This window comes from Ensifer adhaerens, assembly GCF_020035535.1.
Classification (GTDB): domain Bacteria; phylum Pseudomonadota; class Alphaproteobacteria; order Rhizobiales; family Rhizobiaceae; genus Ensifer.
On record NZ_CP083349.1, the window covers coordinates 1,465,151 to 1,487,978 of the forward strand.

The 22,828-nt window shown below is 62.1% G+C and carries 18 protein-coding genes, 1 tRNA gene and 1 pseudogene; 12 read left to right on the forward strand and 8 right to left on the reverse strand.

What is annotated here, in order from left to right; all coding sequences use genetic code 11:
- Positions 1-177 precede the first annotated feature (177 nt).
- Positions 178-515 (forward strand): annotated as a pseudogene (locus LAC81_RS07200) (hypothetical protein).
- Positions 516-727: 212 nt separating this feature from the next.
- Here the strand turns inward: LAC81_RS07200 and LAC81_RS07205 are convergent.
- Positions 728-803 (reverse strand) — tRNA-Lys (locus tag LAC81_RS07205).
- Positions 804-994: 191 nt separating this feature from the next.
- On the opposite strand from LAC81_RS07205, the gene LAC81_RS07210 reads away from it, so the two are divergent.
- Together LAC81_RS07210 and LAC81_RS07215 are read left to right on the forward strand one after the other, a co-directional pair.
- Entirely contained in the window at positions 995-1,741 is a 747-nt protein-coding gene (locus tag LAC81_RS07210; RefSeq protein WP_113537114.1) for a cytochrome c biogenesis CcdA family protein, read from the forward strand.
- Between the two features lie 121 nt (positions 1,742-1,862).
- Positions 1,863-2,825, forward strand: coding sequence for an AEC family transporter (locus LAC81_RS07215; protein WP_223727258.1), 963 nt, complete (start codon positions 1,863-1,865; stop codon positions 2,823-2,825).
- Here LAC81_RS07215 and LAC81_RS07220 read toward each other — a convergent pair.
- Positions 2,793-4,004: a UbiH/UbiF family hydroxylase gene (locus tag LAC81_RS07220; protein ID WP_223727259.1), complete on the reverse strand. Its 1,212-nt coding sequence runs from the start codon at positions 4,002-4,004 to the stop codon at positions 2,793-2,795. The two genes, LAC81_RS07215 and LAC81_RS07220, sit on opposite strands and share 33 nt — an antisense overlap.
- A 291-nt stretch (positions 4,005-4,295) precedes the next feature.
- Here LAC81_RS07220 and pcsA point away from each other — a divergent pair, with 291 nt between their 5' ends.
- The 8 genes from pcsA to LAC81_RS07260 all read left to right on the forward strand — a co-directional run bounded on the left by pcsA (position 4,296) and on the right by LAC81_RS07260 (position 13,188).
- Positions 4,296-5,021, forward strand: coding sequence for a phosphatidylcholine synthase (gene pcsA / locus LAC81_RS07225; protein ID WP_223727260.1), 726 nt, complete (start codon positions 4,296-4,298; stop codon positions 5,019-5,021).
- A gap of 9 nt (positions 5,022-5,030) precedes the next feature.
- Entirely contained in the window at positions 5,031-6,008 is a 978-nt protein-coding gene (locus tag LAC81_RS07230; RefSeq protein ID WP_223727261.1) for a quinone oxidoreductase family protein, read from the forward strand.
- A gap of 48 nt (positions 6,009-6,056) precedes the next feature.
- Entirely contained in the window at positions 6,057-7,631 is a 1,575-nt protein-coding gene (locus LAC81_RS07235) for an ABC transporter ATP-binding protein (RefSeq protein ID WP_223727262.1), read from the forward strand.
- Entirely contained in the window at positions 7,621-8,715 is a 1,095-nt protein-coding gene (locus LAC81_RS07240) for an ABC transporter permease (protein ID WP_223727263.1), read from the forward strand. Before LAC81_RS07235 ends, LAC81_RS07240 begins: the two co-directional genes overlap by 11 nt.
- Entirely contained in the window at positions 8,715-9,635 is a 921-nt protein-coding gene (locus LAC81_RS07245) for an ABC transporter permease (RefSeq protein WP_223727264.1), read from the forward strand. Before LAC81_RS07240 ends, LAC81_RS07245 begins: the two co-directional genes overlap by 1 nt.
- 48 nt (positions 9,636-9,683) lie before the next feature.
- On the forward strand, positions 9,684-10,754 hold the full coding sequence (locus LAC81_RS07250) for a BMP family ABC transporter substrate-binding protein (RefSeq protein ID WP_223727265.1): 1,071 nt from the start codon (positions 9,684-9,686) through the stop codon (positions 10,752-10,754).
- A 230-nt stretch (positions 10,755-10,984) separates the two neighbouring features.
- Positions 10,985-11,728, forward strand: a complete 744-nt coding sequence (locus LAC81_RS07255) for a FadR/GntR family transcriptional regulator (protein ID WP_113537123.1) — start codon at positions 10,985-10,987, stop codon at positions 11,726-11,728.
- Positions 11,729-11,895: 167 nt separating this feature from the next.
- Positions 11,896-13,188 (forward strand): hemolysin family protein, encoded by a 1,293-nt coding sequence (locus tag LAC81_RS07260; RefSeq protein ID WP_223727266.1) that lies wholly within the window; start codon positions 11,896-11,898, stop codon positions 13,186-13,188.
- Positions 13,189-13,497: 309 nt separating this feature from the next.
- On the opposite strand, the gene glp is transcribed toward LAC81_RS07260, so the two are convergent.
- The 5 genes from glp to LAC81_RS07285 are packed head-to-tail and all read right to left on the reverse strand — an operon-like array spanning position 13,498 to position 18,958.
- Positions 13,498-14,709: a gephyrin-like molybdotransferase Glp gene (gene glp, locus LAC81_RS07265; RefSeq protein ID WP_223727267.1), complete on the reverse strand. Its 1,212-nt coding sequence runs from the start codon at positions 14,707-14,709 to the stop codon at positions 13,498-13,500.
- A gap of 4 nt (positions 14,710-14,713) precedes the next feature.
- Positions 14,714-15,202: a cyclic pyranopterin monophosphate synthase MoaC gene (moaC, locus tag LAC81_RS07270; RefSeq protein ID WP_223727268.1), complete on the reverse strand. Its 489-nt coding sequence runs from the start codon at positions 15,200-15,202 to the stop codon at positions 14,714-14,716.
- Positions 15,202-16,017: an indole-3-glycerol phosphate synthase TrpC gene (gene trpC / locus LAC81_RS07275; protein ID WP_223727269.1), complete on the reverse strand. Its 816-nt coding sequence runs from the start codon at positions 16,015-16,017 to the stop codon at positions 15,202-15,204. The genes moaC and trpC overlap by 1 nt, the downstream gene beginning before the upstream one ends.
- A 16-nt stretch (positions 16,018-16,033) precedes the next feature.
- Positions 16,034-17,047 carry an anthranilate phosphoribosyltransferase gene (trpD, locus tag LAC81_RS07280; protein ID WP_223727270.1) on the reverse strand — a complete coding sequence of 338 codons (1,014 nt, stop codon included), beginning with the start codon at positions 17,045-17,047 and terminating at the stop codon, positions 16,034-16,036.
- 18 nt (positions 17,048-17,065) lie between these two features.
- The gene (locus LAC81_RS07285) at positions 17,066-18,958 is read right to left on the reverse strand and encodes a peptidylprolyl isomerase (RefSeq protein WP_223727271.1); all 1,893 of its coding nucleotides are present in this window, start codon (positions 18,956-18,958) and stop codon (positions 17,066-17,068) included.
- A 349-nt stretch (positions 18,959-19,307) separates the two neighbouring features.
- Here LAC81_RS07285 and LAC81_RS07290 point away from each other — a divergent pair, with 349 nt between their 5' ends.
- Positions 19,308-20,954: a Na/Pi cotransporter family protein gene (locus LAC81_RS07290; RefSeq protein ID WP_223727272.1), complete on the forward strand. Its 1,647-nt coding sequence runs from the start codon at positions 19,308-19,310 to the stop codon at positions 20,952-20,954.
- A 10-nt stretch (positions 20,955-20,964) separates the two neighbouring features.
- Here LAC81_RS07290 and LAC81_RS07295 read toward each other — a convergent pair whose 3' ends face one another.
- Positions 20,965-22,722: a hypothetical protein gene (locus LAC81_RS07295; RefSeq protein WP_223727273.1), complete on the reverse strand. Its 1,758-nt coding sequence runs from the start codon at positions 22,720-22,722 to the stop codon at positions 20,965-20,967.
- Positions 22,723-22,828: the final 106 nt, after the last annotated feature.

Consider the following 22,828-nt stretch of genomic DNA (forward strand, 5'->3'; position numbering starts at 1 on the left):
AAGGAAGGAACTGTCGATTCGAAAGGAAGTTCCGCAACTGCATGGCCGCGCCGCCCGGCATGCCGGCGGTGGGGACGGATCCGGGCAGCGCCGAATCACTTAACCCGGGGGGATTAGGTATTCATCGCAGGTTCAGGCTGAATAGCTCAAAGTGATTGGCAGATAGGAGGAGTTACGATGAAAAAGCTCTTATCCGCCTTCGCAGCGATTGGCTTGGCCGCGACTTTCGCCTTGCCGCTGAGCGCCGCTCCGATATTCGTGCCGAGACCCGAAAACGTACAGACGGGCACTGTCGAACAGGTCAACCACCGGAGCCATCGTCATTGGCACGCAGACCGCCGATGGGATCGTCGATGGGATAGGCGCCAAGCCTGGCGTTCATGTGGCTATTACGGCAGGTGCTACCCGCGCCAATACGGGTACTTGGCGGCTACCGTGATCGCGGGTACTATGGCTACCATGACCCATACCGCTACCAACGCCGCTCAGGCGTCACGGTCTACTTCGATTTCTAGCGCACCGACCTTGGTCGGCGCTTGAAACAGCAGGTCGACGAGATCACGGCTTAAGTTCCGGGCTGATTTGTTCGACCTGCTCCTACGACCACGCGAGCGTCTACCAAGATGCTGAGCCGTTTGCTGCATGCATGTTCGTGACGCGTGTCGCCGCACGCGAAGTGGATTCTCCAAGCGACTGCAATCGCAATTGCCAATTTATTGGGTATTCGTGGTGAGCGCGCAGGGATTCGAACCCTGGACCTACTGATTAAAAGTCAGTTGCTCTACCGGCTGAGCTACGCGCTCCCTGGCCGCGGCCGTGAAGCCCGGCGGAAGTGGGCGGACATATGCACGGGTGTTTCCTGTCGGTCAACCGAAAAATTGCGGGTTTTGTGAAGAAACGGTGCATGGCGCAATGATCGCCAAAAGGTGATTGGTATCATCATGATCCTGCGGCTAAGGAATGGCCCAAATGCCGCGTGCCGGAGTTCTTGCCGTTGTCGATCGCCGATATTTCCATCTGGACCGCCGTTCTTGCCGGCGCCCTCTCGTTCCTTTCGCCCTGCGTTCTGCCTCTCGTTCCGCCCTATCTTTGTTACATGGCCGGCGTTTCGGTCGATCAGTTCCGCAGCGGTGATGCGGCAACGATCGGCAGCACCCGGCGTGCGGTCCTTCCGGCGGCACTGTTGTTCACGCTCGGCTTCGCGACGGTCTTCGTGGCGCTCGGGGCAGGGGCCTCGTCGATCGGCATGCTGCTCCGGCAGCACATGGATCTGCTGTCGCGCATCGGCGGCGTGATCATCATCATCATGGGCCTGCATTTCCTCGGCGTATTCAAGATCGGGCTCCTGGCGCGCGAGGCGCGCTTTCAGGGGGGCGGCAAGCCGGCAACGCTCTCTGGCGCCTATATTATGGGGCTCGCCTTCGCCTTCGGCTGGACGCCCTGCATCGGCCCGGTTCTCGGCACGATCCTCGGCGTAGCCGCTGCACGCGACACCGTGACCGACGGCGCCATGCTGCTCGCCGTTTATTCGCTCGGGCTTGCTATTCCGTTCTGGATCGCGGCGGGCTTCTCTGGTGCCTTTATGCGCTTCCTGTTCCGCTTCCGCCGCCATCTCGGCCTGGTCGAGAAGCTGATGGGCGGTCTTCTGGTGCTGGCGGGCCTGGCGTTTCTCTTCGGTTTCATCAGTTCCGTTGCCATCTGGTTCCAGACGACCTTCCCGATCCTGATGAAAATCGGCTAGGGCATACCCTCGTATTTCGGAATCACTTATCGCCGGACCCGGCCTAATCGTCTGGGCGGTTCCTGAGCTAGGCGTGCGAGGCGGGCGCCGGCGCAGGAAAGTGAAAGATGCGAGGGACAAGATGACGGAAATCGCGGGCCTGGTGCTGCCGTTCTTCGGCCTGATCTTCCTCGGTTATCTGACGGCGCGCTTCGTCCAGCATCCGGGCGAGGCGATGGGTTGGCTCAACACCTTCATCATCTATCTCGCGTTGCCGGCGCTGTTCTTCAAGCTGGTCTCACGCACGCCGATCGAGCAGCTGGCGCGCGCCGACTTCATCCTGACGACTGTCGGTGCGACCTACATCGTCTTTTCGCTGATTTTCCTCATCGGCGTCTATGTCAGGCGCAATTCCATTGCCGAGGCGGCGATCCAGGGTTTTGGCGCCGCTTACGGTAACATTGGCTACATGGGCCCTGGCCTGGCGCTTCTCGCCTTGGGCGATGCCGCCGCGGTGCCGGTGGCGCTGATCTTCAGCTTCGAGAATGCGGCCCATTTCGCCGTTGCGCCGGCGATGATGGCGATATCCGGCGGCCGGCAGGAAAAGCCGCTGGTGCTTGCCGCAAGCGTCGGGCGCAAGATCATTCTGCACCCGTTCATCCTAGCGACGCTTGCCGGCGTGGTTGCGGCCTTCTTCGCGGTACAGCCGCCGGTGCCGGTTCAGCGGCTCATCGACTATCTCGCGCAGTGCGCGGCACCTTGCGCGCTGTTTGCCATGGGCGTGACGCTGGCGCTGCGTCCGATCAAGCGCATTCCTGTCGAGATCGGCTACATCGTTCCAGCCAAGCTGCTGCTGCATCCACTCGTCATGTTCACGGCGATGAGCCTGATGGGGAATTATGATCCGGTCTGGGTGCAGACGGCGGTGCTGCTCGCAGCACTACCGACGGCAACGAACGTCTTCGTTATCGGCCATCAATACGGTGTGTGGCAGGAGCGCGCCTCGGCGACGATCCTGATCACAACGACGCTTTCCGTCGCCACCGTCACCGGCCTGCTTTACCTGATCCGTTCAGGCGCTCTTCCGCCCGATCTTTTCCCGTAAGCCTTCCTTGAGGGCGTGGAGCGCGCTGCCGGGATGAACGCCTTCGCGCATCAGGAGGCTGCGGAGCGGTCCAACGGCGGAAAGCACATGCAGCCCGAGCGCGCGTAGCGCCTGCACCGGCAGGAAGCCGGAAAGCAGCGACCGATTGAGCAGATCCACGCTCGCCGTGCGGCTGATGATATCAAGTCGGCGACGGCAGTCGAACCGATCACTGATGTCGGCGGCAAGTGCCTCTCCGTTTGCCACGCCGATGATATCGACGAGCGTCATCACATCGCGGAGGCTGAGGTTGAGGCCCTGGGCCCCGATCGGCGGAAAGGCATGGGCCGCTTCGCCGAGAAGTACGGCGCGGCCCTTGCCGAAGCGCTGCGCGGTCATGCCCGAGAGCGGGAAGGATTGCGGCGTGCCTTCGACCGTCACCTTGCCGAGTATCGATTGCATCCGTTCTTCGACCGCGCGGGAGAGTGCAGGAAGGTCCAGCGTCAGCGTTTGTGCGGCATCGTCCGGCTTGCGCACCCATACGAGGCTGGAGTGGTTGCCGGGCAGGGGAACCTGGGTGAAGGGGCCGCTTTCGGTGTGGAATTCGGTCGAGATGTTCTGGTGCGGCAGTTCGTGGCCAAAGTTCAGAACGACGGCTGTCTGCGGATAGGACCAGGTGCTGACGGAAATCTTCGCCGCCTCGCGCACCGGCGAGCGGCGACCATCGGCGCCGACAAGAAGATGCGCGCTGCATTGGCTACCGTTGGCAAGCGCGATCGTGGCGACAGTGTCCGAAAGATCGAAGCCGATAGCAGACGTGGTGATGCGCGTCAGCGTCGCACTCTCTTCAGCCCGCTGGCGCAGAATGTCGATGAAAGGTGCGTTGGGGATGTTGTAGCCGAAGGCGTCGAGCCCGACTTCGGCAGCACGGAAATTGACCGGCGGCGCGCGCAGCAGCCGGTTGGTTCCGTCCAGAATGCGCATGGTCGAAAGCGGTGCCGTCAGCGGTTCGACCTTTTCCCAAAGATTGAGCTTCTTGAGATACTCAATCGATTGGTCCATCAGTGCAGTGGTGCGTCCGTCGGCGACCGCCGGCTCCGGGCCGATCAAGGCAACGCGGTAACCGGCGTCGGCAAGTGCGATCGCCGCGAGCGACCCCGCGAGACCCGCACCGATGATGGCGATGTCGTAGTGATCCATGATCCAACCAACCTTTCAAGCACGCTGGGAGGCGTTCTTATCAAGCCTCGATCATACCCTTAGTCGCGGGCGAGAGCGAAATAAATGGGTAGAATCAGCGCAGAAGCAATTTGCAAGTGTCCACAGGACAATAGGGTTGTGGGATGGCGCTAAGCTTGAATTTTAGTGGCGATGCGTTGCAAAGGGTGCATATTACGCGCAATGCGCCGCAGAGCGGTTGAGGCGGGCCCCAAGCTCGCCCGGGAAAAACAACCCGTACGGGGAAAAGTCAGGGGTAGGCGGCGTCCGCAGATGAAGTTCTTTAACTACAGACGAGTTCCCTACGCCGAGATCCGAGCCTTTTCCGTGCACATCTTGACCGCATCGGGGTCGTTTCTTGCCTTCCTCGGCGTCGTCGCAGCAGCTGAGCACCGCTTTGTCGATATGTTCTGGTGGCTGGGCCTGGCCCTGTTCGTGGACGGGATCGACGGGCCGATCGCACGCAAAGTGCGTGTCAAGGAAGTGCTGCCCAACTGGTCGGGCGATACGCTCGACAATGTCATCGACTATGTGACCTATGTGCTGTTGCCGGCCTTTGCGCTCTACCAGAGCGGCATGATCGGCGAGCCCTGGTCCTTCGTTGCAGCCGGTGCGATCGTGGTTTCCAGCGCGATCTACTATGCCGACATGGGCATGAAGACGGATGAATATTTCTTCTCGGGCTTTCCGGTCGTCTGGAACATGGTGGTCTTCACACTGTTCGTCATTCAGGCGAGCGAGGTGACGGCGTCGATCGTGGTCTTCGTTTCGGTGGCTCTTACCTTCCTGCCGATCAATTTTCTCCATCCGGTCCGCGTCCAGCGTTTGCGACCATTGAACCTCGGTGTCTTCCTGATCTGGTCGGCGCTGGGTGTCTACGCGCTGCTCTTGCACTTTGCGACGCCGGCCTGGGTCGTGACCGGTTTTGTCGTGACAGGCATCTATCTCTACGTGATTGGCTTCGTGCTGCAGATTTTTCCAAGTCTCGGCCGGAAATAGGAGCAGGCAATGGCACAGGCGATTGTGGTACGCGATCTTGGTGGACCGGAGGTCCTGAAACTCGAAGGCGTCACGCTCTCGCCGCCAGGCCCGGGCGAGGTGCAGATCCGCCAGGTCGCCGTTGGCCTGAACTTTATTGATGTCTATTTCCGCACCGGTCTCTACAAGTCCGCCTCGGGCTTGCCTTTTGTGCCGGGCAAGGAAGGTGCTGGTATCGTCACAGCCGTTGGCGATGGCGTCAGCCTCTTCTCCATCGGTGATCGCGTCGCCTATGCTTCGGCCGATGGCGCCTATGCCAGCGAACGCAATGCCGACGCCTCGCAGCTCGTGAAGGTGCCCGACGGCATCAGCCTCGAGACTGCGGCTGCGATGATGCTGAAAGGCATGACGGCGCAATATCTGCTCAACCAGACCTATCAGGTCGGCCCCGGGACGACGATCCTCTTCCATGCCGCCGCCGGCGGCGTCGGCCTGATCGCTGGTCAGTGGGCCAAGGCGCTCGGCGCCACCGTGATCGGCACCGCGGGATCGCAGGACAAAATCGATCTGGCGCTGGCACACGGCTACGACCACGTGATCAATTACCGCACAGACAATTTCGTTACGCGGGTCAAGGAACTGACCGATGGCCGCGGCGTTGACGTGGTTTACGATTCCGTCGGGCGCGACACCTATCCGGCGTCGCTGGACTGCCTGAAACCGCGCGGCCTATGGGTCAGCTTCGGCAATTCGTCCGGTCCGGTGGATGCCTTCAGCATCGGTATTCTGGCGCAGAAGGGCTCGCTGTTTGCGACCCGTCCGACACTCTTCGGTTACGTTGCCACGCGGCCTGCGCTGGAAGCGTGTGCAAATTCCCTGTTTGATATTGTGCAAAGCAACAAAGTGCGTATCAATATAAATCAGACTTATCCGCTTGCCGACGCAGGGCGGGCGCATACGGATCTCGAGACAAGAAAAACAAGTGGAACAACACTGCTGATTCCGTGATCGAAGCCTTAAGGCGGACGCGGATCAACAGAGGGGAAAGAGGGCAGCGTGCCTGTTGAGGGAGTAGCAGCGAACGGTCATCTATTGGCTGTGAGCAACCTGACGAAATTGTTTGGCAGCTTCGCGGCCTGCAATGGGATCAATCTGCAGATTGAACAGGGCGAGATCCACGCCCTTCTCGGTGAAAACGGCGCCGGAAAATCGACCCTGGTGAAGATGCTGTTCGGCGTACTGGCGCCGACGGCTGGCGAGATCATCTGGCAGGGCCAGAGCGTGCGTATCGCCAATCCCGCCGCTGCGCGCAAGCTCGGCATCGGCATGGTTTTCCAGCATTTTTCGCTGTTCGAGGCGCTGACCGTCGCCGAAAACATTGCGCTCTCGATGGACGCGAACATCTCGCTGGCAAGGGTGGCGGAAGAGGCCTCGCGGCTGTCGCATGCCTACGGCCTGCCGCTCGACCCCAAGGCGCATGTGGCGGATCTTTCCGTTGGCGAGCGCCAGCGTATCGAGATCGTGCGCGCGCTGCTGCAGAATCCGCGCCTGATCATCCTTGACGAGCCGACTTCGGTTCTGACGCCGCAGGAAGCCGATCGCCTGTTCGAAACGCTCTACAAGCTGAAGGCCGAAGGCCGCTCGGTTCTATATATCAGCCACCGCCTCGAAGAGGTGCAGCGCATCTGCGACCGCGCGACGGTTCTGCGCCACGGCAAGGTGACCGGCGCCTGCGACCCGAAGGCGGAAACGCCGTCGTCGCTGGCGCGCATGATGGTCGGAAGCGACGTTGCGGCCGTGACGGCGGAAGGCACCAGCGCCAAGGGGCAGGTACAGCTAGAGGCACGTCATCTGACAGTTCCCGCACGCACGCCCTTTGCCGTATCGCTGAAGAACATCTGTCTGAAAGTTCATGCCGGCGAAGTACTGGCGATTGCCGGTGTCGCCGGCAACGGCCAGGGCGAGCTTTTCGATGCGCTCTCGGGCGAGTATCCGGTTGCTGACGACAATGCCGTGCAGATCCGCCAAAGACCGGTCGGCACCAGGCACATCAATGCCCGCCGGTTGATGGGCGCCGGGTTCGTTCCCGAAGAGCGCCACGGCCATGCCGCCGTGTCGGCGCTGCGGCTTTCGGACAATCTCGTGCTTGCCCGCAGTCGCTCGGACGCCAAAGCATTCCTTGGCGGCGGCTTCCTCAAAATCATCCGCCGTGATGCGGTGACGAGCGCCACGCAGCGCATCTCCGAGGCAATGGATGTGCGCAAGAGCGGGGAGGACCCGCCGGCCGGCTCGCTTTCGGGCGGCAACCTGCAGAAGTTCATCGTCGGGCGTGAGCTCGACCGCCAACCGAGCGTGCTGGTCGTCAACCAGCCGACCTGGGGCGTGGATGCCGGCGCGGCCAGCCGCATCCGCCAGGCGCTCGTCGATCTCGCCAAGGCAGGTTCTGCCGTTCTGGTCATCAGCCAGGATCTCGACGAGATCTTCGAAGTGGCGACGGAGATCGCCGTCATCAGCGACGGAAAGCTCTCCGATCCCTATCCGGCGAAAGAGCTTTCGCGCGAGAAGATCGGCCTGCTGATGGGCGGCATGTACGGCAAGACGGAAGGCACGGAGGCCGCACATGCGCATTGAACTGGAAAAGCGCGCCAAGGTCTCGACGCTGTTTTCAATCCTGTCGCCTTTCATTGCCTTCCTGCTGACGATCGTCTTCGGCGGCATCATGTTTGCTCTGCTCGGCAAGAACCCGGTCATAGCGCTCTACAGCTTCTTCGTAGAACCCTTGAGCGAAGTCTGGTCGCTGCACGAATTGGCGATCAAGGCAGCCCCCCTGATCCTGATTGCCGTCGGACTTTCGGTCTGCTTCCGCTCCAACAACTGGAACATCGGCGCCGAAGGCCAGTTCATCATGGGCGCCATCGCCGGCTCGATCCTGCCGGTGGTCTTCTATGACTGGCAGTCGCCGCTGGTGCTGCCGCTGATGATGTTGATGGGCATGCTCGGCGGTGCGCTGTTCGCTGCCATCCCCGCCTTCCTCAAGGCGCATATGAACACCAACGAGATCCTGACGAGCCTGATGCTGGTCTATGTCGCCCAGCTTTTCCTCGACTGGCTGGTGCGTGGGCCCTGGCGCAATCCGGGCGGCATGAATTTTCCGGAGACGCGCACCTTCGCCGTCGACGCGATCCTGCCGGAAATGCTTGCCTCAGGCCGTACCCACTGGGGCTTCGCTTTCGCCATCATCGCTGCGATCCTCGTCTGGTTCATGATGCGTTATACGCTGAAGGGCTTCGAGATTTCCGTGCTTGGCCAATCTGAGCGGGCAGGGCGCTTTGCCGGTTTCTCCTCGCGCAAGATGATTTGGTTTTCCATGCTGCTCTCTGGCGCCTTTGCCGGCCTTGCCGGCATTTCCGAGGTCAGCGGCGCGATCCAGCAGCTGCGCCCGGTCATCTCGCCCGGCTACGGCTTCACTGCCATCATCGTTGCGTTCCTTGGCCGCCTCAATCCGCTCGGCATCGTCGCCGCCGGCCTGGTGCTCGCCTTGACTTATCTCGGCGGTGAGGCAGCACAGCTTTCCATCGGCGTTTCCGAGAAGGTGACGCGCGTCTTCCAGGGCCTGCTTCTCTTCTTCGTGCTCTCCTGCGACACGCTCATCCACTATCGCATCAAACTGATCTTCGACCGGTTGACCGCGACAACGACGGAAGGTAGCCGCTGATGGGCATCGTCGAAGCGATCCTGTTGAGTGTCATCACCGCTGCTACCCCGCTGGTACTGGCCGCAATCGGCGAACTGGTGACGGAACGTTCCGGCGTGCTGAACCTCGGCGTCGAAGGCATGATGATCATGGGGGCGGTCTCTGCCTTCGCGATCACCCAGATCACCGGCTCGCCCTATCTCGGCATGCTCGCAGGCGTCGCCTGTGGCGCGATCTTCTCGCAGCTCTTTGCGTTCCTGACCCTGACACTGGTGGCGAACCAGGTGGCGACGGGCCTTGCCTTGACGCTGCTCGGGATCGGTGTCTCCGGCATGATGGGCGAGAGTTTCCTCGGCATGCAGGGCATCAAGCTGCAGCCGATCACGATACCGCTGCTTGCCGATATTCCCTATCTCGGTCCGTTGCTGTTCCGACAGGACATCATCTTCTACCTGTCGATCGCGATTGTCGCCGGCGTAAACTGGTTCCTGTTTCGCAGCCGCGCCGGCCTCAAGCTGCGCGCCGTCGGCGACAGCCACGCGTCGGCCCATGCGCTCGGCGTCAACGTGATCCGCACGCGCTATCTGGCCGTCATGTTCGGCGGCGCCTGTGCTGGCCTCGCCGGCGCACAGCTGTCGCTCGTCTACACACCGCAATGGGTGGAGAACATGTCGGCCGGCCGCGGCTGGATCGCGTTGGCGCTGGTGGTCTTCTCCTCCTGGCGGCCCTGGCGATTGGTCGCGGGTGGTTACCTCTTCGGTGCCGTTTCGATCAGCCAGCTGCACGCCCAGGCCTTCGGCCTTGGCATCCCCTCGCAGCTGCTTTCGTCGCTTCCCTATGTCGCGACGATCCTCGTGCTCATTCTCATTTCGCATAATCGGCGTATGACCTTGATCAATACGCCGGCATCGCTCGGCAAACCGTTCGTGCCGGACCGCTGACATCAAGCATTTCAGATAACTGTTTCTCAAACCGACAGGGGTGAAAAAATGAAGAAACTACTACTCGCTCTCACAAGTACGGCGGCCGTCATCGGCTTTGCATCGACTGCGGGTGCCCAGGAGAAGGCCAAGATCTGCTTCGTTTACGTCGGTGCCAAGACCGACGGCGGCTGGACCCAGGCCCACGACATCGGTCGCCAGGAGCTGGAAAAGGCGCTCGGCGACAAGATTGAGACGCAGTACCTCGAAAGCGTACCGGAAGGCCCGGATGCCGAGCGCGCCATCGAGCGCCTGGCGCGTTCCGGCTGCGGCCTGATCTTCACGACGTCCTTCGGCTTCATGGATGCGACGATCAAGATCGCGCAGAAGTTCCCGGACGTGAAGTTCGAACACGCCACCGGCTACAAGACCGCGCCGAACGTCGCGACCTACAACAGCCGCTTCTATGAAGGCCGCTACATCCAGGGCGTGATCGCCGCCAAGATGTCGCAGAAGGGCGTCGCCGGCTACATCGCCTCCTTCCCGATCCCGGAAGTGGTGATGGGTATCAACTCCTTCATCATCGGCGCGCGTTCGGTCAATCCGGACTTCAAGATCAAGGTCGTTTGGGCAAACACCTGGTTCGACCCCGGCAAGGAAGCCGATGCCGCCAAGGCATTGGTCGACCAGGGCGTTGATATCCTGACGCAGCACACCGACACCACGGCACCGATGCAGGTTGCCGCCGAGCGTGGCATCAAGGCCTTCGGCCAGGCGTCTGACATGATCAAGGCCGGCCCGGAGACGCAGCTGACGGCGATCGTTGATACCTGGGGCGCTTACTACATCAAGCGCACGCAGGCCTTCCTCGATGGCAAGTGGGAAACGACGTCGAGCTGGGACGGCCTGAAGGACGGCATCCTGACGATGGCGCCCTACACCAACATGCCTGACGACGTGAAGAAGCTTGCCGAGGACGCCGAAGCCAAGATCAAGTCGGGCGAATTGAAGCCCTTCACCGGTCCGCTGAAGAAGCAGGACGGCAGCGAGTGGCTTGCGGCCGGTGCGTCGTCCGATGACGGCACGCTGCTTGGCATGAACTTCTACGTCGAAGGTGTCGACGACCAGCTGCCGAAGTAAGCGATCGCGCAGAAATGAAGTTAAGCAAACCCCGCCGCCGTGGCGGGGTTTGTCTTTTTCAGGATAGAGGCGAACGCCGATTCTGCTTATCTTTCCGGGGGCTTTCCGGAATCGGTCGATCAAACTACACTTGCTTGCGCAAGTTTGAGGCAAGCGGTCGGCGGTGCTTCGGGGCATCGATATCCGTGCGTCGGCAGGAATCAGGCAGGGGAGTGCCTGGAGGAGATGGATTGAACAGGAGTTTGCTGGAAACCGTTGTGTCCGGCTCGCGCAAACGCACGAGCCATGCGCATGTCGTCGATCAGCTTGGAAAGGCGATCATATCCGGCGAGTTCCCCGTGGGCTCGATCCTTCCGGGTGACCCGGAACTCGCGGCACGCTTCAAGGTGTCGCGCACGGTTCTTCGCGAGGCGATGAAGACGCTGGCGGCCAAAGGGCTGGTCGTGCCGCGCGCACGCATCGGCACGCGCGTAACGCCGCGCAACGACTGGAACCTGTTCGACAGCGATATCCTGACCTGGCACTTCGAGTGCGGCGTCGATGAAGATTTCCTCTATCACCTGAGCGAAGTGCGCCTCGCCTTTGAGCCGCATGCGGCGGCGCTTGCCGCCAGAAATGCGTCGGAGGCCGAAATCAGCCGCATGATGCGCCTCGCCGTCGCCATGGGCGAGGAGGGCCATACCGCCGAGAGCCTTGCCGTCGCCGATCTGAAGTTTCACCTCGCTGTCGCCGAAGCCTCCGGCAATCCGTTCATGCGCACGGTCGGCGGGTTGATCGAAGCGGCGCTCGTTGGCGTCTTCAAGCTGAGTTCGCCCGTTGCCGAAAGAGGCGGTATCGACGAAGTCGCCCGCAACCATATCCGCATCGTCGAGGAGATCGGCCGCCGCGACGAAGTCGGCGCGCGGCTCGCGATGGAAAATGTCATCAAGATCGGTCGCGAACGGGTCCGCAGCGCCCTGCAAAACAGCAACTGACCTTTCTGAGCGGCCGGGATTGTTCGAAATTCCGCCATTGGGCGATCTTCAATGTTCGGCGATCGCATAGATTTCAACGCTTGCGCTTGCTCAGATCGCCCGCTGGGCTTATCTGGTGATTGGTCGTTCCCAGCGGAGCGGCTTTCGTCAACGGTGATCTGGAGACCATGTCCGAGTTTTTTGTCATTTTCGTCCTGCTTTTGATCAATGCATTTTTTGCTCTCTCGGAAATGGCAATCGTCTCGGCAAGCAAGCCCATGCTTCGCCAGATGGCAAAACAGGGAAATCACCGCGCCGAGGTTGCACTGAGGCTGGCGGAAGATCCGGGCAAGTTTCTTTCCACGGTCCAGGTCGGCATTACGCTGGTCGGCACGCTCGCCGGCGCCTACGGTGGCGCGACCATCGCCGCCAAGATCGCGCCGATCCTCGATGACATCGCCTGGATCCATCCCTACGGCAACACGGTTGCCGTTGCGCTCGTCGTCACCCTGATTACTTTCCTGTCGGTGGTCATCGGCGAACTGATCCCGAAGCAGCTGGCGCTGAAGAATTCCGAAGCGCTGGCGATGTTCGTTTCCAGGCCGATGCTGTTCCTGTCGCGCATCACTGCTCCGGTCGTCTACCTCTTCGAAACGGCCGCATCGGTCGCCATGCGCCTTCTCGGCATGCGCCCGGACGATCCCGATCACGTCACCGAAGAGGAAGTTCAGGCGATCATGGCCGAGGGTGTCGAGAGCGGTGCCATCGAAAAGTCGGAACATGAGATGCTCCGGCGAATCATCCGCCTCGGCGACCGCAACGTGAAGTCGATCATGACACACCGCACCGAGGTGAGCTTCATCGACGTCAACGACAGCCTGGAGGCCGTTGGCCGCAAGATCGACCAGTTCGGTCACTCTCGCTATCCGGTGGTCGATGGACCGAGCGGCGATGTACTCGGCGCCGTTCTGGCGAAGGAAGTCCTGAACGCACCGGCTTCCGGACCGTTCGACGTACGTAAATACATTCGCGAGATCCATACTCTGCCGGAAACCGCGTCCTGCTTGAAGGCGCTGGACGCCTTCAAGTCGTCGAGCATCAACATGGCGATGATCGTCGACGAATATGGAAGCACCGAAGGCATCATCACCATTGCCGATATCCTCGAAGCTATCGTCGGCGTGCTGCCGTCGAACTACGACGACATCGAACACGCGCTGATCCGCGTGCGCGAAGATGGCAGCTATCTCGTCGACGGCCGTACGCCGATCGATGAAATTCACCTGACGATCGGTATCGAGGGGATCGATGCCGACGGCAACTTCGAGACGATCGCCGGCTTCCTGGTACAGCAACTGCGCAAGACCCCGGAGGAAGGCGACATCGCCATCGCCCACGGCTACCGTTTCGAGGTGGTCGATATGGACGCGCGCCGGATCGACAAGATCCTGGTCAGCCGCAGCGACGAAGCGGCCAGCTGATCGAATCCATGAACTTGTCGCGAGGGCCGGGGACGCGTTTGCTCCGGCTCAGGGCGCTGGCGTCGTCTGGTGCGCCCAGTCACAGAAATGCAAAAGGCCGGGCTGAACCCGACCTTTCTCCAGATCACCGCGGGTCCGCTAGTACATCCGTAGTCGGACGTCCTCAGCGGCGATCAAGTAGCTCCCTTGTACAGGGCTATCATGTCGGCGCCATGACATCAGCCCCAGTTGTGGCGTGGAAATGAGCCCGCCCAGGTCACGGCGCTTCACAAGCCAATTCGCAGATGCCTGCAGCCGGACGCGATCGCGTCAGCGAAGCCTGAGAATGTCGCAGGATGCACCGATCGGCGCTTCTGCAGAGTGTGGCCGGCGCACGATCAGGCAGTCGGACTGCGCAAAGACCTTCATCATCGACGAGTCCTGCCGCGAGAAGGGGTGGGCGACGAGGTTCCGGTCTTCGTCTTTGGAGAGACGTGCGCGAACGTAGTCCTGCCTGACGTCGTTGGCCGGCAGCGGGCTTGCTAGCCTGGCGGTTGCCATGCGTTCGCGGGACGGTAATCGTGCGAGCTTGCGTGTCAGCGGTTCCAGGAACAGCAGTGCGCAAACGAGGCTCGAGACCGGATTGCCGGGCAGGCCGAGCACTGTCGTTTCTCCGAGTTTGCCCACCATCAACGGCTTTCCCGGTCGCATGGCGATACGCCAGAAGTCGAGCGTCATGCCGCAGGAAAGCAGCGTTGCCTGGACCAGGTCATGGTCGCCGACCGAGGCGCCTCCGAGCGTGACGAGCACGTCTACGTCGGCGGCCTGAGCCCGCGCGACCTGGGCGGCGATCGCCTGCTGGTCGTCGGCGACGATGCCGAGATCGATGACCTCTGCGCCGTTGTCGCGGGCGATTGCCCCGACGCCGAAGCTGTTCGAGGCGATGATCTGGTCCGGCCCCGGTTTGCTCCCGGGAGGCAGCAGTTCGTCGCCGGTCGCAAGGATTGCGATCTTCGGCCGCTTAAAGACGGGAAGGTTCGCACGGTTCATGCCGGCAGCCAGCGTCAGTCGCCCGGCGTCGAGCACGTCACCAGCCGAGAGCGCCTTCTCGTCCCGTGCAAAGTCCTGTCCGGCCAAGCGGATATGGCGACCCTTGCCGGGCACGAACTTGGTGCGGATCCGGTCTTCCGGCAGGCGCTCGGTATCCTCCTGGATGATCACCGTATCGGCGCCGACGGGTAGGGGCGCTCCGGTAAAGATGCGGACGGCCTGTCCAGGGCCAACCTCTCCCTTGAAGCCATGGCCGGCGGCCGATTGGCCAATTACGGCAAGTTCCGCGCCAATGGTCTCGATATCCTGATGGCGAATGGCGTAGCCGTCCATCGCCGAATTGTCGAAGGCAGGATGGGTGACGAGCGCCGCAATATCTTCGGCAAGGACCCGGCCGACAGCATCGTGAAGACCAAGATGTTCGGTCAGTGGTCTCGAAGCCGCGCTGCCAAGTATTCGGTCGAGCGCATCTTCGACGGATAGCAGCGACATGGCCTCAGTTCCCTTCGCGGCGAAAGTCGCCGGACCGACCGCCGGACTTGCTGACCACCTGGATTCCGCCGATCTCCATCTCGCGATCCGCAGCCTTCGCCATGTCGTAGATGGTAAGGCACGCGACACTCACGGCCGTCAGCGCTTCCATCTCGACGCCGGTGCGGCCGGTGAGCTTGGCAAGCGCCTCGACCCGGAGGCCGGGAAGCGTTGGGTCGGGCGTGATGTCGACCGCAACCTTGGTCAGCATCAGCGGGTGGCAGAGCGGGATGAAATTGGCGGTCTGTTTGGCGGCCATGATGCCGGCGAGCCGCGCCGTACCGATGACATCGCCCTTCTTGGCGTCGCCTTCGAGAATGAGCGTCAGCGTCTCCGCCTTCATGCGCACATGGCCTTCGGCGACCGCCACACGCACGGTCTCGGCCTTGTCGCCGACATCCACCATGTTCGCTTCGCCGCTGCCACCAAGATGCGTGAGCGTCGGCTTACCCATTACTCGGCCGCCAGCGTGGTTGCTGCGCCGGTCAGCAGGGTGCGTGTTGCCGCTTCCACATCGCTTTTTCGCATCAGGCTTTCGCCGACGAGGAAGGTGGTGATGCTGCTCTTTTCCAGGCGCTGGCAATCCTCATGGGTGAAGATGCCGCTTTCGCCGACCAGCAGCCGATCGGATGGAACCATGCCTGCAAGCTGTTCCGAGACGGCGAGATCGACCTCAAAGGTGCGCAAATTGCGGTTGTTGATGCCGACAAGGGGGGAGGCGAGCTTGAGTGCCCGTTCCATTTCCTCGGCGTCGTGCACCTCGATCAGCACGTCCATGCCAAGCTCGAAGGCCGCCTCTTCAAGGCGACGGGCGTCGTCGTCGCTGAGCGACGCCATGATCAGCAGAATGCAGTCCGCACCCCAGGCACGCGCTTCGAACACCTGGTAGCTGTCGAACATGAAGTCCTTGCGCAGGGCCGGCAGGCCGCAGGCCGCACGCGCGGCCTCCAGGAAGGCCGGCGCACCTTGAAAGCTCGGCGCATCCGTCAGCACGGAGAGACAGGCGGCCCCACCCGCTTCGTAGGCCTTGGCGAGCACCGGCGGATCGAAGTCCGGGCGAATGAGGCCTTTGGACGGGCTTGCCTTCTTGATTTCGGCGATCAGTCCGAACGTGCCGGCCGCCTTGCGCGCGGTGAGCGCTGAGTAAAAGCCGCGCGGCGCAGATTGGTCGGCGATGCGCGCCTTGAGCTCGGAAAGCTGTGTCTGTGCTTTCGCGGCTGCGATCTCGTCGCGCTTATAGGCTTCGATCTTGCGCAGGATATCCGTCATCGTTGCCGATCCTTCCTCAGGCCGCGTTCGAAACGCTGATCAGGCGCTGCAACGCCATCTTGGCGCCGCCGCTCGAAAGCGACTGGCGGGCGAGGGCCATGCCCTCGCCGAGGTCCTTTGCCCGTCCAGCTATCATCAGTGATGCCGCCGCATTGGCAAGGGAAATGTCTTTGTAGGGGTTCTCGGCACCATCGAGCACGGCCTGGAGCGCAACGGCATTGTGTGCGCCGTCGCCACCCTTCAGTGCATCGAGCGTCACTGTCTGAAGGCCAAAATCGGCGGGCGTCAGCGTGAAGGTCGAAATCTTGCCGTCCGCGAGAGCAGCCACCTGCGTCGTGCCGGTCGTGGTGATCTCGTCGAGGCCTTCGCCGTGAACGACCCAGACATTTTCAGACCCGAGATCGCGCAGAACCTCGGCGAGCGGCTGCACCCATTGCGGCGCATAGACGCCGACGAGCTGGCGCTTGACCCCTGCCGGGTTGGAAAGCGGGCCGAGCAGGTTGAAGATCGTACGCGTGCCGAGTTCCACCCGGGTAGGGCCGACATGGCGCATTGCCGAATGATGCTGCTGCGCGAACATGAAGCCGACGCCTGCCTCACGGATGCACTGCGAGATGGCTTCCGGCCCGATGTCGAGCTTGACGCCGAGGCACGAAAGCGCGTCGGCGGTGCCCGACTTCGAGCTCAGTGCGCGGTTGCCGTGCTTGGCGACCGGGACGCCCGCGCCAGCTACGATGAGCGATGCAAGCGTCGAGATGTTGTAGGTGCCGGCGCCGTCGCCGCCGGTTCCGACGATATCGACCGCATCGGCCGGTGCATCGACGGGCAGCATGCGAGCACGCATGGCGCCGACCGCACCGACGATCTCATCGACCGTTTCGCCGCGCACCCGCAGCGCCATCAGGAAGCCACCGATCTGCGATGGCGTCGCGGCCCCCGACATGATGATTTCGAAGGCGGCACGTGCGTCTTCGCGGTTCAGCGCCTCGCGGGCGGCGACCTTGGCAACGAATGGCTTGAGATCGCTCATCGGTTGTTTCCTCTGGGCCTATCGTTGCGCGACGGCGGTTTCGCCAAGCGTCTGGTTGATCGACACGCCGTAGGCGGCCTGCAACGTGGCGACCATCTGATCCAGGATGTCTTCGCCGCTGACGCGGGCCATGGCCTCGATCTGACGGCTATCGTCCTGCAGCGCGTCCGTCGGGCCGCCGTCTTCGACTGCGGTTACCTGCAGGAGCACCTGTCCCTCGCCACCGATGCCGGCAGCGTTGGTGACGAAACCGTTCGGGCCAGAGAAGGCAGCAGCGACGGCAGCCGGGCTGAGGGCCGCGTCCGAGGTGGAGCGCGTCAGGCCGGACTTCGTTTCAACGGCGAGGCCGAGTTCATTGGCGATGTCGGCGAGCTTTGCGCCCTGCTCGACACGCTGCTTGAGCTCGCCGGCCCTCTTGGCAAGGGCGGCGCGCTGCTGTTCGGCCATCCAGTCGGCGCCGATTTCGTCGCGAGCTTCGTCCAGTGTGCGGTCGCGCGCAGGGATGACTTCGTCGAGGTCAAACCAGACATAACCGTCGCGGCCGACATTGACCGGGAGTGTTTCTGCGCCGACATCGGCCTTGAAGGCTTCCTGTAGAAGGGCTGTCTGCTCCGGCAGGCCGGCAACGTCGTCGCCGTTCTTGTCCTTGCCAGTAGCGTCGGTCGCGTCGATGGTCACGAGTTTCAGCTTGAGCTGGTCGGCGACTTCCTTGATCGGAGCACCCGACGCGCGTTCATCCTCGATCTTGTCGTGGAGGCGCATGACTTCTTCGCTTGCCACGGAAAGGGCAAGGTCCTTGCGCAGTTCTTCCTTCACCTCGTCGAAGCTGCGGACCGCTTCCGGGCGGATATTCGTCACACGGACGATGACCGGGCCGAAGGCGCCGTCGACGACCGGAGATACGCCGCCGTCGGCGGCAATTGCGAAGGCCGCTTCGCCGATCTTGGCGTCAGGCACGCGATCTTTGGTGAACTCGCCGAGAAGGACGTCCGCCGACGTCTTGCCTTCGGCCTTCACCAGGTCGTCGAAGCTCGTGCCGGAAGAAAGCTTGGCCGATGCCGCGTCAGCCGCTGCACGCGACGGGAAGGTGAGCTGCTCGATGGTCCTCGTCGCAGGGGTGCGCAAGCTTTCCTTGCGCCGGTCATATTCGGCGCGGATCTGATCATCGGTAACGGCGGCAGTGTCTGCGACGTCGACCGGCTCGAGCTTCACGAAGCTGATCTTGCGATATTCCGGGGCGCGATAGTTCGCCTTGCGAGTATCGTACCAGGGCGTCAGTACATCGTCTCCCGGTGCCTTCACGGCGTCGATATTGGCGTTCGAGAGCAGCAGATAGTCGACGGTGCGCTTTTCGTGGCGGTAGGCGCCGATCGCGTCGGTCAGGACCTTGGGTGCGGCATAGCCGTCCGACAGCGCGTCGACGATCTGGGAACGGATAGCCGTCTGGCTCTGGCTGTTGATATAGTCCTGTTCGCGCAGGCCGGCATTGCGCAGAACGCTCGAGAACGTCAGGCGGTCGAACTGGCCGTTGACGCTGTGAAACGCCGGATCGTCGGCGATCAGCTTGGCCAGCCGATCCTGCGAAAGGCCGAGGTTCATGTCGTTGGCAAGCTGGTCGAGAGCAGCGCCGGCGACGACCTGCGAATAGACGCGCTGTTCGATGCCGAAGGCGCGGGCCTGCTGCGGCGTCAACCGGGTGCCGAGTTGGCGGGAGGCTTGAGCCAGCATGGTTTCATAGGCGAGCCGGAACTCCGGCGCCTTGACCTTGACGTCGCCGACGACCACCACCGCATCCGACTGGTTCGTCATCGTCAGCGATGAGCCGCCCCACACCATGAACGACAGAACGAGAACGATTAGCAGGCCTTTGACGACCCAGGTCTGGGCAGCGCTTCTCAGGAATTCGAGCATGGGGGCAGAAACCTCTTTGCAATGCGGTGGCCAACGGCCAAACGAAATCGTTCCTTAAAACAAACGAAACAGGAAATGAAGGGTTGTTTGCCGCAAATTGCGCGCACGCGTGCGATGGTTCGTCCACCCCGATTGCCCGGTTTTCAATGCCTGCCACCAGTCCGTCGTGGCAAAAGTGAGAGGTCGCCAAGGCCCGCTCGACGCATTGGGCGCACTCGGTACAATCCGTGTCGGATTCATTAGCCGGCAATCGAAATTTATCTGTCAGATTGAGTCGAATACGCGTTGGATCTGTGGTTCTGTTGCAGGAGTTAGGGGCGATTCTGAAGACCCCGCGGGAAGGCATGCCATGCAGTCGACAATCGTGATGGTCAATCTTTTCGGCGCAGTAGCGCTGCTTCTTTTCGGGCTGTCGCTCGTCAAGGATGGCGTAACGCGTGCTTTCGGCGCACGTTTGCGCGCCGCCCTCGCCCAAGGAACCAATGGGGGCGTCCGCTCTTTTGCGACCGGGCTTGTCGCGACGCTGGCCTTGCAAAGTTCGACGGCTACGGCACTGATGACCGCGTCGTTCGTGGAAAAAGGGCTGGTGCGCTCGCGCATGGCCCAGATCGTGCTCCTCGGCGCCAATGTCGGCACCGCCCTGACGGCCTGGATCGTCGCAACCGGTATCGAGTGGCTGTCACCGCTGGTAATCCTCGTCGGCGTGGTTCTGCATCGCGCCAGTCGTTCGAATGCCCGCCAGGGTCTCGGGGCGGCGTTCGTCGGCATTGGCCTCATGCTGCTGTCGCTGCATCTGCTGGGCTCTGCGACCGAGCCGATGCGTGATTCTCCAGCACTTGCCGCCTTCCTTGGCATGCTCGACAGTGCGTGGCCTGTCGCGCTCATCATATCCGCCGGGCTTGCCTTCGCCTCTTCCTCCAGTCTGGCGGTCGTCATGCTGGTGCTCTCGCTCTCGTCTGCAGGCATCCTGACCGTTGGGCTGACCGTGGCGCTCGTGCTGGGTGCGAACCTCGGAGGGGCGATCCCGCCGGTCATGGCAACCTTGGCCTCCGCTCCATCGGCGCGCCGCGTCACCCTCGGCAATCTCGTCATTCGCGCGATCGGCTGCTTGATCGCACTGCCGTTGACGAGCATGAGTGTGGAGTTCCTGCAAAGCCTGCCGCTGCCGCAGCAAAACCTGCCCGTCGATATCCACCTTGCCTTCAATCTCGCCGTGGCGATCCTCGCATGGCCCTTTGCCGGTCCGTTGTCGCAACTGATGGTCCGGTTCATTCCCGATACGGAGACCGAAGAGAGCGGACCGCGCTACCTCGATGAAAATGCGCTGCATACGCCGGTCATGGCGCTGTCGGGGGCGACCCGCGAGGTTCTGCGCGTCGGGGATCTGGTCGAAACGATGCTGATGCGCGCCGCGAGCGCCTTCGAAAACAATGATCTCTCGGATATTCGCGACATCGGCAAGTTCGAAAAGCAGGTCGACCAGCTGCAGCAGGAAGTGAAGATCTTCTTGTCGCGGTTGGGGCGCGATGGCTTGAGCCAGGAGGACGGCCGGCGCTCGATCGTCATCATCGACTATGCCATCAACCTCGAGCATATGGGCGATATCATCGAGAAGGGGCTCTGCGAGGAGATTGCCAAAAAGGTCAACAACGGACTGAAATTCTCGGAGGAGGGCTATCAGGAGCTGAAAAGCCTCTTCAATCTGACGATCGACAATCTTCGCGTTGCCCAGTCCATCTTCGTCAGCCGCAATGCCGATCTTGCCAGGCAGCTTATCGAAGTGAAGGTGAGCGTTCGCCACATGGAGAAGCGTTCGGCCGAGCGGCACATCGAGCGGCTGCGCGACGGGCTGGTTCAGAGCCTGCAGACCAGTTCGCTTCACCTCGACATGCTGCGCGACCTCAAGCGCGTCAACGCCCACGTCGCGTCCGTCGCCTATCCGATCCTGGAGGAGAGCGGGCTTTTGACCGAGAGCCGGCTGCGGCCCGAGGCCTAGTCGCCAACTCTCAAGAGCCGCTGGCCGCAGCCTTCAGGTCGTTGCGGATGAAGGCGTCATAGCACTTGGTCAGCGGCACCCGGCTATGGCCGGGCTCGAGGCTCGGCAGATAGAGCGACAGCAGCATGCGGTTGACGTTGGTGACCGGACAGGTCGGCACGAGCGCGACGTCGACCGCGCGGACGGCGGCGCGGACATTTTCATTCGGCGGCGGCACGGCGCGGAAGGGATCGGCGCCGATGGCGACATGGTGCGGGGCGCGGCGATCCATCAGCCAGGGAAAGGGATTGGTGAAGTCGATGTTGAGGATCGTCTTGAAGTGCACGCTATTTGCGGCTTCGTAAGCACGCATTGCATCGATGGCGTCGTCCACATTCTTCAGCCAGCCCGCCTGGAAATCGAAATCGCTGTAAAGCAGGAAGGACGGCAGCTCGCCGGCATCCGCGAAAGCATCGAATGTGGGGCGATGGGCCGCGTAGAGTTCGCGCAGGCGCTCCGCGCGCAGTGCCAGGATGGGGCGGAGATTGACGGCGCCCATCGTTTTGAGGTTCCGGCTCTCGAGCGGCACATTGTTGATCGCGCCGATCCAGGCGCGAGCGCTCTTTTGTAGGACGGCGGTGACCGGAGGCAGCGCGGCCGCTATTGCAAGAATGGCCGCTGTGATCGCACGCCGCTTGGGCGCGCCACCGGTGACCTCGTCGGCTACGATCTTGAGGAGCAGAGGCAGCAGAAAGATAAAGGCCTGGCTGCCGGTGTTCTGGCTTTCGAAAAGTACGCCGGCGAGGACGAAGGCGGCCAGCCAGAAGGACGGTTGGTCGAAGACTTGAGCGAGCGCCGAAGCAGAGGGCCGCCCGCCAAGCTGCCGCAAGGACCGCGCGAAGGGTGGAAGGTGCGTCACGAAAAGCACCAGCGTAAGCAGTCCGGCTGGGATCAGCAGGCCGGCGTTGAGCGATGCGGCCTGTAGCAGGCGTGGCAAAAGGCTGCCATCGTTGACCGCCAGAAGCGCAAGGATATCGTCGATGTAAGCCGAAACGGCGCCCACCGAAAATTCGACCACGCCGAGCACGGCGAAGAACAGCAAGGCAGCAGTGACCGCTGATTTGAGAGCGATGCGGCCTGCGGCAAAGGCCATCAGGCAAAGGACAGTGCCGGCAACAACGCCGGTGATCTTCACGAAGAAGAGAGCGGCCATCGCCGCTGCAACCACAAGCACAAGGATACGGCGGTCGCGGACATGAACCAGTGCTGCCGCCAGCACGTAGAGCAGCTGGCAGACCTGGCGGTTGTAGATACCGAAACCATCAGAGCCGGGGTAGGGATAGAAATCGCCGGTGTTGAACGGCAGCACCGAGAAGGCCAGAAACGGCAGCAGGATCGCATAGGCAAGCAACGCCGACCGCTTTTGGATGTCGAAGACGACGAGAGCGATCGTCGGCCCGGTGACGAGCAGCAGGCACCAGCTCGCCAACAACAGGGGCTGGCCGTTGGGGAAGATGCCCTGCAGACCCGTGAACAAGTAGTAGCCGAGCGCGCCGCCGGGCGTGAAAAAATCGACCGACGGCACCTGGCCGTCTCGAATTCGGTTGGCGGCATCGAGATAAAGATAGTGATCCCAGAACATCGGGCCGATCGGCTGCGGGATCGTGATGGAGAGCAGCAGCGCGAGCACGCCAAGAGAGAAGGCAAGCAGGAACAACGGTGAGCGGACGAAGCTGAGGGTCACGCTCGCCGGTCGTGCCTGTACATCCAATTCGGTGCGGCTATGCATTGCGGTTTCGTTCCCCCCGGGGGAGCGATGCACCCGCACTGTTTGCTGACACAGGCTCCGCGCCTTCTTATGCCATCATCCGGTTTTAAGCCGGTTAATGCGACGT